This window comes from Quadrisphaera sp. RL12-1S, assembly GCF_014270065.1.
GTDB lineage: Bacteria > Actinomycetota > Actinomycetes > Actinomycetales > Quadrisphaeraceae > Quadrisphaera.
In genome coordinates this window covers 38,451-52,333 of the sequence record NZ_JACNME010000016.1, presented here as the reverse complement: position 1 = coordinate 52,333, position 13,883 = coordinate 38,451, and the positions used below count along the sequence as shown (strand labels likewise).

The following is a 13,883-nucleotide window of genomic DNA, read 5'->3' as shown; positions in this document are numbered from 1 at the left end:
GTGGACGACACCGCCTGCCTCACCGCGACGCCCGACGGCACCCTGCGCCCCGTCCTCCGCCGTGACACCGCACCACCGCCGGAGACGAGGACGACGGCGAGGGTGCTGCTCGCGCTCGTGGTCCTCATGCTCACCAGCTTCCTGCTGGTCACCGCCGAGTTCCTCCCGAACGGGATGCTCACCGAGATGGCCGTCGGGCTTGGCGTCAGCCCCGGGGCCGCCGGGCAGACCGTCACGGTCACGGCCTTCGTGGGGCTCCTCGTAGCGCCCTTCGTGGGAGTGCTCTTCCCCCGGCTCGACCGCCGCACCCTGCTGGTGGGTGTCGCTCTGGCTGCCGGCGTGTCCAGCGTCCTCGCGGCACTGGCCCCGGACCTGGCGCTGGTGCTCCTGGCCCGGCTGCTGCTCGGCGCTGCGATCAGCTGCTTCTGGGCGATGTCCATCACGGTGGCGGCGCGCGTCGCCGGCCCGGAGCGGCTGGGACGGGCGGTGATGTTCACCAGCGCCGGCATGTCCCTGGCCACGGTGGCCGGGGTGCCGCTCGGGGTGGTGCTCAGCGAGGCGACCGACTGGCGCGTGACGTTCGCGGTGGTGGGCGCTGCCTCGCTGCTGCTCGCGGTGCCGCTGCGGCTGCTGCTGCCCCGCGTGCCCGCGGCGCCGACGTCGGGCGTGGCCCTGCTGGTCGACACCCTGCGCCGGCCCGGCGTCTCGCTGGCGCTCACCGGGCACGTGCTCGTGGTGCTCGGCCACTTCGCCGCCTACACCTACGTGCGGCTGGCCCTGGAGCGCGTCCCGGGCGCCGGCGCGGACACCGTGGTGCTGCTGCTCGCCCTCTTCGGCGTCGGCGGACTCGTGGGCAACCTCGTGGTCGGGGTGCTGGTCGACCGCGCCTTCGCCGTCGTCTCCCTCGCGGTGCCGCTGGCGGTGGCGGTGTCGGTGGCCGCCGTGGTGGCCCTGCCGGGGGCGCTGCTCGTGGTCGGCGCCGCCGTGGTGCTGTGGGGCTTCGCCTTCGCCTCGTGGCTCATCGTCATCAACGCCTGGGCCGGGCGGCGCGCTCCCGACCGCCTCGAGGCCGGGGGCAGCCTCGTGGTGGTGGGCTTCCAGCTGGCGATCGTGCTGGCGGCCGGCCTCGGGGGCCTGCTCGTCGACCGCGTGGGCGTGGTCGCCGACTACGCGGTGGCGCTGGTCCTGCTGCTCGCGGGGACGCTGCTGTTCGCGAGCTCCGACCGCGTCCCGCGCACGGCACCGGGCGAGGACGCGGCGACCGAGGCGGCGCCGCCGCGCTGACGGGCCCGCCACTGCGAGGGCGGTGCGCCGGTGTGCCGCCGGAACGCCCGGCTGAAGCCGTCCTCCGAGGCGTAGCCGAGGCTCCGGGCCGCTGCGGAGACCGGTGCACCGCCCTCCAGCAGCACCACCGCCCGGCGCATGCGCACCTCGGTGACGAAGGCCACCGGCGAGCGGCCGTAGGCGGTGCGGAACTTCTCGGCGAAGGCGCTGCGCGACATCGCGGCCACCGCGGCCAGCTGCGCCACGCTCCAGTCGCGCGCAGGGTCTGCCATCACCGCCGCGGCGGCGCGGCGCAGGTGGGGGTCGTCCGCGTCCGAGCGGGGCCAGCCGTCGGGGGCGCACCCCACCTGCGACCAGGCGCGCAGCAGCGACAGCACCACGGTGGCCACCATCGTCCGGCAGATGGCGCTGTCACCGGGGCGCGAGCAGACGGCCGCCTCCGCGGTGGCGACAGCGCCGGGGGCTGCGCCCACCGCGGGACCGAGGTGCGCGGCGAGCGCCGCGGCCGCGGGCTCCAGCTGGGCGAAGCCGCTCACCCAGGCGAAGGGGGGCAGCGGGCGGGCCGCCGCGGGCCAGCCGAGCGCGACGTCCGCGACCACCACCACGGCGTCGCTGCGCGTCGCGAGCACCGTCGGTCCGCCTCCCAGCGCGATGAAGGCGTCGCCGGCGTGCAGCGTCCGGAAGGAGGTGTCGGCTGCGGTCGAGGCACGGCCGGTGGTGGCGTCGACGGTGCAGGAGGCCAGTCCCTTCCCGTCTGCGGTGACGTCTCCGCTGACGACGTACCCGACCGAGGTCGTCCCCGGGGTGAGGGGGAGCAGGCCGTCGGTGCCCAGCGCGCAGCGCCGCACGCGGTCCAGTCGCAGCTCGAGGGAGGTGAGGACGTCGTGGAGCGCCTCGGCGTCGACCGTCATGATCGCTGCAACCCGTCGCGGGCGGGTCGTGTTCCGGGCCGGCGAGCGGTCGGCCCCCGCCTCAGCGGACCGCTCCGGTGACCAGCCAGGCGCCGCCGCGCTCGCGCGGCACCAGCGTCACCAGCCGGGCTGCCGTGTAGGCACCGGCGAAGACCACCCACAGCCACACCAGGCCGGTGCGCCCCGGCGGCGCCCACGCCAGCACCGCCAGCGCCAGCGGCGCGTAGGCGGCTGCCGAGGCGATGCTCGCCCCCGCCAGGTAGCGGCCGTCACCGGCGCCGATGAGCACCCCGTCGAGCACGAAGACCCAGCCCGCCAGCGGCAGGCAGCACGCCAGCACCACGGTGGCGGCCGCCAGCGCCGCCCTGACCTCGGGGTCGGGGGTGAACAGCGAGGCGACCGGCACGGCGAGGGAGGCGAGCACCACGCCCATGACCACCCCGGCTCCCACGCCCCACACCACGAGGCGGCGCACCTGCCCGCGGGCACCGGCGGCGTCACCGGCACCCAGCGCCCGTCCGACCAGCGCCTGCGCGGCGATCGCGAGGGCGTCGAGGGCGAGCGCCGTCGTCGTCCAGAGCACCGTCGCCACCTGGTGTGCGGCGATGCCGGCGTCTCCCTGGCGGGCGGCCACGTACGTGGTGAGCAGCAGCGCGGCGCGCAGCGCCAGGGTGCGCACCAGCAGCGGGACGCCGTCGAGGGCGCTCGTGAGCACCCCGAGGCCGCGCGGCGCGAGCGCCGCCCACGAGCCGGTCTCGCGGCGCACGCCGCGCACGACGACGGCCGCCAGCCACGCGGCCATGCCCAGCTGCGTGAGCGCCGTGCCGGCCGCGGAGCCGGCGATCCCGAGTCCGGCGCCGTAGACGAGCAGCACGTTGAGCGCCGTGTTGACCACGGCGCCGGTCACGGCGACGACGAGCGGGGTGGTGGTGTCCTGCAGGCCCCGCAGCACGCCTGTGGCGGCGAGCACCACGAGCATCGCCGGCAGGCCCGGCAGCGACCAGTGCAGGTAGGTGCGGGCGAAGGGGCGTGCGGCCTCGGAGGCACCGAGCGCGTCGACCAGCGGCCCGCTGGCGGCGACGGCGACCAGCGCCACGACGGCGCCCAGCCCGAGGGCCAGCCACATCCCGTCCACCCCGGCCTGCAGGGCGGAGCGCAGGTCACCCGAGCCCAGGCGCCGGGCGACCGTGGCGGTGGTGCCGTAGGCGAGGAAGACGAACACCGAGACCGCGGTGGCCAGGAGCGCCCCGGCCACGCCGAGCCCGGCCAGCGGCAGCACGCCCAGGCGCCCGACGATGGCGGAGTCGGCCAGCAGGAACAGCGGCTCGGCGAGGAGGGCCCCCAGGGCGGGCACGGCCAGGCGCAGCACCTCCCGGTCCTGCTCCCTCACCGTGATCATGGGCTTCCCGTGCACTTTCCTGCCGTGATCATGGGCGTCCGGAGCAACGGGTGGTGGCGACGCCCATGATCACGGTCGGTGGTGTGCAGAACGCCCATGATCACGGAGAAGGGTGGGGGAGGGCCTTCCAGCGGGCCATCTCGCGGCGGGCGGCGACGGCGCGGCCCAGGGCCGGCAGCGCCACGGCCAGCCTCCGGGGCAGCGGCACCGAGACGCGCTGGGCCAGCACCCGGTAGCCGGCCTGCTCCACGGCGCCGAGGATGCCGCCGTACAGCTCGAAGGCGCAGCGGATGGAGTCGCGGCTGGTCGGGTGCAGCAGGGCGATGCCGGGCTCCGCCTCGCGGTAGACCTTGCGGTTCTCGGCCACCTCGAAGCGCAGCAGCTCCTCCACGCGCCGGTCCAGCGGCGCGTCGGGCCCGGCGCGGCGGCCGGCCACGAGCAGCTCGCGGGTCAAGCCGAACGCCGCCAGGTGCTCGTCGGGCAGGTAGGTGCGCCCGCGGTCGAGGTCCTCGCCCACGTCGCGGATGAAGTTGCTCACCTGGAACGCCTCGCCCAGCAGCTCCGCCCGGTGCGCGGCCTCGGCCTCGGCACCCGGCAGCGGCTGCAGCACGGGAAGCATCTGCAGGCCGATGACGTTCGCCGAGCCGTACATGTAGCCCTGCAGGTCGGCGTAGGTCGGGTAGTGCGTGGTGGTGATGTCGGCGCGCATCGAGTCCAGGAACGCCGTCACCGTGTCCAGCGGCAGGTCCCAGCGCCGCACCGTGGCCAGCATGGCCCGGCCCACCGGCTCGGTGGGCTCCGCGCGGCCGTCGATGCTGGCCAGGAACTCGTCGGACCAGGAGACCAGCGCGTCCGGGTCGGGGTCGGTGAGGGAGTCGACGAACTCGTCGGCGTACCGGGCGAACCCGTACAGCGCCCACACCCACGGCCGCTTCGCGGGCGGCAGCAGCGCCGTGGCCAGGAAGTACGTCTTGCCGTGCTCGGCGTGCAGGCGGCGGCACTCCAGCAGGTCCGCGCGCAGCTGCGGGTCGGTGACGCCCGCCGCGTCGAGGCTGGCGCTGCCGGCCGGGCGCCGGCGGCCGCTCACCGCCACGCGCGAGAGCGGTAGCGGGGGTCGCGGCCCGTGATGCGCTCGGCGGCCAGGCGGCCCGAGACCAGCACCATCGGCACCCCGACGCCGGGCTGGGTGCCCGAGCCGGTGAAGACCACGTTCTCGCCCCAGAGGTTGCCCGGCCGGAACGGCCCGGTCTGCCCGAACGTGTGCGAGGAGGCGAACGGGGCGCCGTCGGCCATGCCGCGGGCCTCCCAGTCGAGCGGGGTGGTGACGTCCTCCACCTCGATGCCCTCCCCGAAGCCGGGGTAGCCGCGCCGCTCCAGGGTGGCGATGACGTGCTCGCGGTAGCGCGGGGCCACCTCGTTCCAGTCCAGCCCGTGCTTGGCGCCGGCCGACAGGCTCGGCGTGGGGAACAGCACGTAGTAGACGTGGCGGCCGTCGGGTGCCAGGCCCGGGTCGCTGACGGTGGGCGTGGACAGCAGCACGCTGGGGTCGCTCATGAGCCGACCGCCCGTGAGCTCGGCGAACACCTCCTTCCACGCCCGCCCGAACAGGATCGTGTGATGCGCGGTGTCGGGGTAGGACGCCTTCGAGCCCGCGAGCATGAGGTAGCAGGACGGCGAGTACACCAGCGGCCGCAGCCGGCGGTGCTTGACGCCCAGCAGGTCGCGGTAGGCCACCGGCAGGTCGGGGTTGAGGACGACGGCGTCCGCGGCGATCCGCTCGCCGTCCGCGGTGATGACCGCGGTGGCCCGACCGCCGGAGTGCTCCACGCTCTCCACCGTCGTCGAGAAGCGGAACTCCACGCCGTGCGCGGCGGCCGCCGCCGCCATCGCCGAGGGCACCGCGCTCATCCCGCCGCGAGCGGCGAAGACGCCGGCCACGGAGTCCATGTACGCGATGACGGCGTAGATGGCCAGGGCGTCGTAGGGGGACAGGCCCGCGTACAGGGCCTGGAAGGAGTAGACGCGCTGCAGGCGGTCGTCCTTGAGGTACTGCGCCACCACCGGCGCCAGCTTGGAGAAGCCCTTGCGGCGCAGCAGCGTCAGCAGGTCGGGCCGGACTAGGTCGAGCGGGGTGTCGATGTTCCTGTCGATGAACGTGCGCATCTCCGCGCGGTACAGCTCGGAGACGAACTGCACGAACCGCTCGTACCCCGCCGCCTCGTCCGGCCCGCAGACCCGGCGGATCTCCTCGGTCATCGCCTCGGGGTCGGCGTGGACGTCGAGGGAGGACCCGTCGGCGTACTTCGCCCGGTACAGCGGGCTCACCGGCTCCAGCGTCAGCCAGTCGGCCATGTCCTCGCCGAGCGCGTCGAAGCAGTCGGCGATGAGGTCCGGCATGGTCAGCACCGTGGGGCCGGTGTCGAAGCGGTAGTCGCCCGCGCCGTCGGGCGCCGGGACGGTGAGGCGGCCGGCGCGACCGCCGGGGTGCGCCTCGCGCTCCACCACGGTGACCTTGCGGCCAGCGCCGGCCAGCCGCATCGCGGCCGACAGGCCCGCCAGCCCGGCGCCGACGACGACGACGTGGTCGGTCGGCCCGACCACCCCCCGCTGGCGCCCGGGGATGACGGCGTCGGCAGCGCGCCGCAGCGCGACGCCGGGGGAGGTGCTGAGCAGCGGGGACGAGAGCGCGGTCACGAGGAGCCTCCGGGGCTGGAGCTGGACGCGGGGAGATCCGGGGAGCAGAGCAGCGTCACGCGGCGCGCGACGTGGCGGCGACGACGAGCGCCTCGAGCGCCTCGCGCGCCGCGGGCGCGACCGGGGCGCCGGCCAGGGCCTCGCGGGCCCGGCGGACGCCGTCGTCGATGAGGTCCTCCACCCGCGCCAGGGCGCCGGTCTCGACCATGACGCGCCGGAGCGCCGCGACGCCGTCGGCGTCGAGGTGGGGGTCTCCGAGGTGGCGGTGCAGCAGGTCGGCCTGGGCGGCGCTGGAGGCGCCGAGGGTGCAGGCCACGAGCACCGTCCGCTTGCCCTCTCGGAGGTCGTCCCCGGCGGGCTTGCCCGTCTGGGCCGGGTCTCCGAAGACGCCGAGGACGTCGTCGCGCAGCTGGAACGCCTCGCCCAGGGCCAGGCCGTAGGACGTGTACGCCTCGCTGAGCTCGGCCGGGGCCCCGCCCAGGGCCGCGCCCACCAGCAGCGGGTGCTCCACGGAGTACTTCGCGCTCTTGAAGCAGATGACGCGGCGGGCCCGCTCGAGCAGCGCGTCGGCCTCGGCGCGGCGCAGCGCCACCTCCTCGGGGCCCTCGGCGTCGTCGTCGCTGTCGCGGCGCGGGGAGGGGGCGGGGGAGCCCGCCGAGCCCCCCGCGCTGCCGCTGTTCACCGCCGCGGCGGCGATCCGGCGCAGCGGCGCGGCCTGCGCCAGCATGTCGAGGTACTGCCCGCCCATGAGCTGGGTCCGCATCCGGTCGAAGACCAGCTCCGCGGCGCGGCGGCGGTCCACCGGCAGGTCAGCGCTGCGGAACACCTCGTCCGACCAGGCCAGGCACAGGTCCCCGGACAGGATCGCCCCGGCGTCGCCGAACCTGTCGGCGTCCCCGTCCCAGCGGCGGTCGGTGTGGATCCCCGCGAAGTACCGGTGCGTGGCGGGCATGCCGCGGCGCGTGTCGGAGGCGTCCATGACGTCGTCGTGGATGAGCGCCGCCGCCTGGAAGAGCTCCAGGGCGGTGGCCACGCGGATGACGGCGTCCCCCGCGGCGGCGTCCGACGGGTCTCCGCCCGCGCCGCGCCACCCCCACCAGCAGAACGCCGGGCGCAGCCGCTTGCCGCCCGCCACCAGGCGCGCGACCGCCGCCACGAGGGCGTCGCAGTCGTCGCTGACGTCGGCCAGCACCGCCGCCTGGGCCGCCAGCACGGCGTCCAGCTCGGTCTGCACGCGGGCCCGCAGGTCATCGGCGTCCAGGACGTGGGCGGGACTCACCCGGTGGAGCCTATGCGCCGATCGGCGCGGCGCCCGTCGGGCGACGCCCCGGAGGGACGTGCGTCACGGTCGTAGGGTCGCTGCCGTGACCGGTGGGACGCGGGGGGTGACCCGCGAGGAGCACCTGCGGCGCTGGTCGGCCGCTCACGGCGGCACGTCGGCGTCACCCCTGGTGCGCGTCTGGCTCGACGGCGTGCGCCGGGCGGCCTCACCGCTGGCCGCGGCCGGCGTCCCACCGTCCGCCGTCACGGTGCTGGGGCTCGTGCTCGGGCTCGCTGCCGTCGCGCCGGCCGCCGCGCAGGCGCAGGTCGGCGGTCGCTGGGCGCTCGCGGTGCCGGTGCTGCTGGCGCTGGCCGCCCTGGCGGACGGGCTGGACGGCGCCGTGGCCGTGCTCGGCGGCACGGCCTCCCGCGGGGGCGCGGTGCTCGACGCGGTGTGCGACCGGGCCGCCGACGCGGCGGGCCTCGCCGCGCTGTGGCTGCTGGGGGCGCCGGCGCTGCCCGTGCTGCTGGCGCTCGGGCTGGGGCAGATGCACGAGTACGCGCGCGCCCGCGCGCAGGCCGAGGGCATGACCGGTCCGGGGGCGGTGACGGTCTCCGAGCGGCCCACGCGGGTGGCTGTGGCGGCCATGTTCGCGCTCGGCTGCGGGGTCTACCCGCAGGCCGCGGCCACGTGGGCGGGCGTGGGCGCCTGGGCGGGCTCGGCTGCGGCCCTGGTGGGCCTGGTGCAGCTGCTCGTGGCGGTGCGCCGCCGGTTGTCAGCCCAGCGCTGAGCCCTCAGCCGGCGACCCCGTCAGGGGCGCCGGCACCCCCGGCCGGGCCCGCTCGTCGTCGTCCTCAGCGGTCTCGGTGGGGGCGGGCGCCCGCAGGGCCGCCACCACCAGCTCGGGGACGAGCTCGGGGTCCACGGGCGGTGAGAAGTGGTAGCCCTGGCCGGTGGCGCAGCCCTGGGCTGCGAGGGCGTGGCGCTGGTGGGCGTGCTCGATGCCCTCGGCGACGGTGGTGAGTCCGAGCGTGGCGGCCATGCCGAGGATGGCGTCCACCAGGGAGAGGTCGCCGGTGTGGCTGAGACGGTCGACGAAGCTCTTGTCGATCTTGAGGATGTCGACGGGCAGGCGGTGCAGGTAGCTCAGGGAGGAGTAGCCGGTGCCGAAGTCGTCGATGGCCAGGCGGATGCCGAGGGCGCGCAGGGCGTGCAGGGTCTGCAGCGCGGCGTCGTGCTGGTCGACCAGGGCGCTCTCGGTGATCTCCAGCACCAGGGAGGTGGCGGGCAGGCCGGTCTCGCTCAGGACGCCGGTGACCAGGTCCACCAGCCCGGGGTCGCCGAGCTGGTGGGCTGACAGGTTCACCGACAGGCGCATGGTCTCGGCGCCGGGCACGCTGTCGCGCCAGACGGCCACCTGCTGGCAGGCCTCCCGGAGCACGTAGGCGCCGATGGCGTCGATGAGGCCGGTGCTCTCGGCCAGGGGGATGAAGGTGAGCGGCCCCACGACGCCGCGCTCGGGATGGTGCCAGCGGACCAGGGCCTCCACGCCGGAGACCGATCCGCTGCCCATGTCCACCAGCGGCTGGTACGCCACCCGGAACTGGCCCTCCTCCACGGCTCGGCGCAGGTCCGCCTCGAGCTGCACCCGCTCAGCGAGCGCCTCGTGCATGTGCGGGGTGTAGACGGCGCAGCGCCCCTTGCCCGCCGCCTTGGCCTCGTACATGGCCGTGTCCGCGGCCATCATGAGCCCCTCGGCGGTGCGGCCCGCGGTGCGGCTGCTGGCCAGTCCCACGCTGACGCCGACGTGGACCTCCGTGCCGCGGACGGTGACCGGGTCGCGCAGGGCCCGCACCAGCCGGTCGGCCAGCTCGAGCGCCTCAGCGGGCTGCACCCCCTCGTCGAGCAGGACGGCGAACTCGTCGCCGCCCAGGCGCGCGACGGTGTCGCCCTGGCGCACCACCGTGCGCAGGCGCTCGGCCACGGCCACCAGCAGCTCGTCGCCCGCCTCGTGGCCGAGGGTGTCGTTGACGGCCTTGAACCCGTCCAGGTCGAGGTACATGACCTTGACCGGTCCGCGGGAGGCCCGGCTGAGCAGCGCGTGCTCGAGGCGGTCGCGGAACAGGGCGCGGTTGGGCAGGCCGGTGAGGGCGTCGCTGAAGGCCCGGTCGCTGAGCTCGCGCTCCAGGCGCAGCGCCTCGGTGACGTCGCGGGCGTTGATGACCAGGCCCTGCACGTCGGGGTCGGCCAGCAGGTTGGTGACCACGGCGTCCACCTCCACCCGGTGGCCGTCGGTGTGGCGCAGGGCCAGGCGGAGCTCCAGCTGGTCGACCCCCGCCGCGACCATGGACCGCAGCGCGTCCAGGGGGCGGCCGGGCCCCTCGTCGTCGTGCAGGTGCTCCGCCGCCGGGCGCCCGAGCGTGGACCCGGGGACGGCTCCCAGCAGTCGCGCTGCGCCGGGGTTGGCGTAGGAGAGGCGCCGCTGCTCGTCCACGACGATGACCAGGTCGGAGCTGTGGGCCACCAGCGCCGCGAAGCGGTGGCGGCTGTCGGCGAGGGCGCGGGTGCGCTCCTCGACCTTGAGCTCCAGCCGGCGCTGGAGGTGGGTGGTGCGGCGCAGCTCGAGGAGCGTGCGGCAGACCACCAGGAAGAGCGCGGTGGTGCTCAGCCAGAAGGTCACGGGGGCGCCGGGACCACCGTCCACGAGGACGCCGAGGGCGGTGGTCACCACGGTGACCGCGGCGGCGCCGTTCGCCTGGACGGTCCCTCTGGAGAGGCCGCCCCCGGCAGGGGGGCTCTGCCGGCGGCCGTGCTCGAGGAGGACGCCGGTGAGCACGAGCGCCCAGCCGAGCCCCCACAGCGCGACGGCCAGGGGCGTGACGCCACCACCGCCGAGCAGGAGGCTCCTGGCCGAGGTGATGTCGCCGAGGCTCACCGCGCCGAGGCCGATGAGCGCCGACCGCACGCCGCGGGCGCGCTCGGGGCTGCGCAGGAGCGCGTGGAAGGCGGTCAGGGGGACGTCGAGGGCGACCACCAGGACCACGACCGTGACCCACGCGGTGGCGCTGACCTGGCCCCGGTCCCACGCCGGGGCCAGCACGAGCGCCCAGAGCACGCTGAGGCCGGCGGTGATGAGCAGGAGGATGTCGAGCACGTCGCGCACGACGTTGCCGCGGGTCTGGTGCGCCGTGGTGAGCCTGGCGATGCCGGTCACCGCGAGCCCGGCCCACGCCAGGAAGGTGACGAGCACACCCAGCCCGGCCACCTGCGAGACGACCCCGCCGGAGGCGTCGCCGACGTGCGGGAGCCTGCCCAGCAGCGCGGCGAGCGCCCACGCGGCGGCTGACGGGCCCACCAGCACCCAGAAGCAGCGCTGCGGACCAGAGCGCCTGCGCGACAGGCGCAGGGCGGCGACGGCGACGGCGACGGCGGTGGCTGCCGGTGCCGCGGTCAGGAGGACGTCGCTGCTCACAGGGCCGCCTCCTCGGCCAGGCCCTGCACGGGGCTGCGGGGGGCGGCTGGGTCGCCGGTGACGGCGCCCAGCGCCGTGGTGATGAGGTCGGGCACCTCGGAGGCGTCGACGGGGGGTGAGAAGTGGTAGCCCTGGCCGGTGGCGCAGCCCTGGGCTGCGAGGGCGTGGCGCTGGTGGGCGTGCTCGATGCCCTCGGCGACGGTGGTGAGTCCGAGCGTGGCGGCCATGCCGAGGATGGCGTCCACCAGGGAGGCGTCGCCGGTGTGGCTGAGACGGTCGACGAAGCTCTTGTCGATCTTGAGGATGTCGACGGGCAGGCGGTGCAGGTAGCTCAGGGAGGAGTAGCCGGTGCCGAAGTCGTCGATGGCCAGGCGGATGCCGAGGGCGCGCAGGGCGTGCAGGGTCTGCAGCGCGGCGTCGTGCTGGTCGATCAGGGCGCTCTCGGTGATCTCCAGCACCAGGGAGGTGGCGGGCAGGCCGGTCTCGTCGAGCACCGCGACGACGTCGGCGAGCAGGCCGGGGTGGTCAAGCTGGTGGGCCGACAGGTTCACCGACAGGCGCATGGTCTCGGCGCCGGGGACCTCGGCGCGCCAGGTGGAGACCTGCTGGCAGGCCTCGCGCAGGACGTGGGCGCCGATGGCGTCGATGAGGCCCGTGGCCTCGGCCAGGGGGATGAAGGTGACGGGGGCGATGACGCCGCGCTGGGGGTGGTGCCAGCGGACCAGGGCCTCGACGCCGGTGACGCCACCGGTGCTCATGTCGACCAGGGGCTGGTAGACCACGCGGAGCTGCTGGTGCTCGACGGCGCGGTGCAGGTCGGCCTCGAGCTGGACCCGCTCGGCCAGCTGCTCGTGCATGCGGGGGTGGTAGCGCGCGTACCCGCCCTGGCGCTGGCCCTTGGCCTGGTACATCGCCAGGTCGGCGCTGCGCAGCAGCTGGCTCGCGTCGGGACCCGTGGACGCGGAGCTGGCCAGGCCGACGCTCGTGGCCACGTGCACCTGCGTGCCGCGCACGGTGAAGGGACGGCGCACGGCGTCGCACAGGCGCTGGGCCAGCCGCTCGGACTCGTGCTCCCCAGCGGCCTCGTCGAGCAGGACGGCGAACTCGTCGCCGCCCAGGCGCGCGACGGTGTCGCCCTGGCGCACGACGGTGCGCAGGCGCTCGGCCACGGCCACCAGCAGCTCGTCGCCGGCCCCGTGGCCGAGGGTGTCGTTGACGGCCTTGAACCCGTCCAGGTCGAGGTAGCAGACCTCGACGTCGCTGCGGGCTCCTCGGCTGCGCAGCGCGTGCTCGAGGCGGTCGCGGAACAGGGCGCGGTTGGGCAGGCCGGTGAGGGCGTCGCTGAACGCCTGGCTGCTCAGCTCCTCCTCCAGGCGCACCGCGTCGGTCACGTCGTGGGTGTTGACGACGACGCCGCGCACCGCGGGGTCGTCGACCAGGTTGGTCAGCGTCACGTCCAGCACGAGCGGCCGGCCGCTGACGTGCCGCGCCGTCGTCCTCAGCTCCTGGCGGGACGCGGGCTCGTGCAGGGTGGAGCGCAGGGCGTCGTGGAGGGCGTCGACCGCCTCGGGTCCCGCGGTCACCAGGGCGTCCAGCGGTCGGCCGAGCAGCTGGTCGGGGCGGACCCCGAAGACGCGCTCGAAGGAGGGGCTCACGTAGCGACACCGCCCGTCGACACCCACCACCGCGACCGCGTCGGTGCTGTGGACGACGAGGGAGGCGAACCGGCGCTCCGCACTGGCCAGCGCCTGCGTGCGGGCGCTCACCCGCTGCTCCAGGTCGCGGGTGAGCCGGTTCCCGTCGTGCGCCAGGAGCAGGGCGCGCACCACCAGCAGCGACAGCACGGCGAGGTGCAGCCACGCCCCGACGCCGCTCGCGTCGTGACCGATGAGGGAGGCGGGCACGGACGTCGCGAGCGCCAGGAGCGCCGCGGCGCAGGCCACCAGGCCCGACCCGGCCGCGGGACGGTCGAGGTCGGGCGCGCCGGCGGCGTCCCGGCGGAGCGCGGAGCCGGCTCCCGCCAGCAGGGCGCACGCCATGACGGCGCAGCTCCAGGTCAGGACGTCGTAGCCCGGCCACCAGGCCGAGGTCGCCATCACGGCTGCCGTGACCTCGGCGCTCACCACGGCGACCACCCCGGCTGCGACCAGCGCCAGCCCGGGGTGCCGGCGGTGCGTGCGCGCCGCGAGGTGGACGAAGGAGACCGTGAGGAGCAGCTCGACGGTGAAGACGGCTGCCTGCCCCGTCGAGACCGGTCCGACCGCGCCGGTGGGTGCTGCGGGTGCTGCGGGTGCGAGGACCGCGTACCAGAGGACGCTGGCGGCGACGGCCGTCAGCAGCGCGTTGTCGACGCCGTCCCGCACCAGGTTCGCCGGGCTGACCGACCGCCGCAGGACCGGGGCGAGGGCCGTCACCGCGAGCACCGCCGTGACGGGGAGGAGGACGAGCGTGAGCGGAGAGACCGCCTGGGCGTCCGCGTCGCCCGGCGACCAGGGCCGTCCCAGGGAGGAGCTGGTGGTCAGCCCCCACGCGAGGGAGGTGAGCGCGAGCCACCGCCACAGGTGCCTGTCGACACCGGCGGTCCTGCGCGAGCGGAGCAGGCTGGACGCCGCCGCGCAGCACGCCAGCACGGGCAGGCCCACCGCGGGGACCGCGGCCGCGGCGGACGTGCCGCGGGTGAGCCACCACGCCGCGGCCCAGACGAGCAGGAGCGCGACGGCCACCGCGGCCGCGGAGGTGCCGCGACGACGGCGTGGGGGAGCGCTCTGCTGCACGTCGACTTCATCGCCGTCCAAGATCCTCACCTTGAGGGGTGTGGCCCCCGGTCGCCCGGTCGGAGGTCGCCCCCGCATGATCTGTCTT

The 13,883-nt window shown here is 75.9% G+C and carries 9 protein-coding genes; 2 read left to right on the top strand and 7 right to left on the bottom strand.

Annotated elements, in window-relative coordinates; all coding sequences use genetic code 11:
* Complete coding sequence (locus H7K62_RS19810) at positions 1 to 1,284, top strand: MFS transporter (RefSeq protein ID WP_222437919.1); 1,284 nt, start codon at positions 1 to 3, stop codon at positions 1,282 to 1,284.
* On the opposite strand, the gene H7K62_RS19805 is transcribed toward H7K62_RS19810, so the two are convergent.
* The 5 genes from H7K62_RS19805 to H7K62_RS19785 form a co-directional block, all read right to left on the bottom strand.
* Positions 1,167 to 2,195 (bottom strand): helix-turn-helix domain-containing protein, encoded by a 1,029-nt coding sequence (locus tag H7K62_RS19805; RefSeq protein WP_186721891.1) that lies wholly within the window; start codon positions 2,193 to 2,195, stop codon positions 1,167 to 1,169. The genes H7K62_RS19810 and H7K62_RS19805 overlap by 118 nt on opposite strands.
* Before the next feature lie 61 nt (positions 2,196 to 2,256).
* A complete protein-coding gene (locus H7K62_RS19800; RefSeq protein WP_186721889.1) occupies positions 2,257 to 3,594 on the bottom strand; it encodes an MATE family efflux transporter in 1,338 nt (445 codons plus the stop codon).
* A 100-nt stretch (positions 3,595 to 3,694) separates the two neighbouring features.
* The gene (locus H7K62_RS19795) at positions 3,695 to 4,687 is read right to left on the bottom strand and encodes a phytoene/squalene synthase family protein (RefSeq protein WP_370591866.1); all 993 of its coding nucleotides are present in this window, start codon (positions 4,685 to 4,687) and stop codon (positions 3,695 to 3,697) included.
* Positions 4,678 to 6,195 carry a phytoene desaturase family protein gene (gene crtI / locus H7K62_RS19790; RefSeq protein WP_186721993.1) on the bottom strand — a complete coding sequence of 506 codons (1,518 nt, stop codon included), beginning with the start codon at positions 6,193 to 6,195 and terminating at the stop codon, positions 4,678 to 4,680. The genes H7K62_RS19795 and crtI overlap by 10 nt, the downstream gene beginning before the upstream one ends.
* Positions 6,196 to 6,343: 148 nt before the next feature.
* Complete coding sequence (locus H7K62_RS19785) at positions 6,344 to 7,567, bottom strand: polyprenyl synthetase family protein (protein ID WP_186721887.1); 1,224 nt, start codon at positions 7,565 to 7,567, stop codon at positions 6,344 to 6,346.
* A gap of 85 nt (positions 7,568 to 7,652) precedes the next feature.
* Here H7K62_RS19785 and H7K62_RS19780 point away from each other — a divergent pair, with 85 nt between their 5' ends.
* The gene (locus H7K62_RS19780) at positions 7,653 to 8,339 is read left to right on the top strand and encodes a CDP-alcohol phosphatidyltransferase family protein (protein ID WP_222437918.1); all 687 of its coding nucleotides are present in this window, start codon (positions 7,653 to 7,655) and stop codon (positions 8,337 to 8,339) included.
* Here the strand turns inward: H7K62_RS19780 and H7K62_RS19775 are convergent.
* Entirely contained in the window at positions 8,325 to 11,021 is a 2,697-nt protein-coding gene (locus tag H7K62_RS19775) for a putative bifunctional diguanylate cyclase/phosphodiesterase (protein WP_186721885.1), read from the bottom strand. The two genes, H7K62_RS19780 and H7K62_RS19775, sit on opposite strands and share 15 nt — an antisense overlap.
* Positions 11,018 to 13,825 (bottom strand): putative bifunctional diguanylate cyclase/phosphodiesterase, encoded by a 2,808-nt coding sequence (locus H7K62_RS19770; protein ID WP_186721883.1) that lies wholly within the window; start codon positions 13,823 to 13,825, stop codon positions 11,018 to 11,020. Before H7K62_RS19770 ends, H7K62_RS19775 begins: the two co-directional genes overlap by 4 nt.
* Positions 13,826 to 13,883 lie beyond the last annotated feature (58 nt).

Excerpts from the sequence above, each read along its gene's own strand:
- H7K62_RS19805 (WP_186721891.1), bottom strand. The coding sequence starts at position 2,195 with ATGACGGTCGACGCCGAGGCGCTCCACGACGTCCTCACCTCCCTCGAG.
- H7K62_RS19800 (WP_186721889.1), bottom strand. The coding sequence starts at position 3,594 with ATGATCACGGTGAGGGAGCAGGACCGGGAGGTGCTGCGCCTGGCCGTG.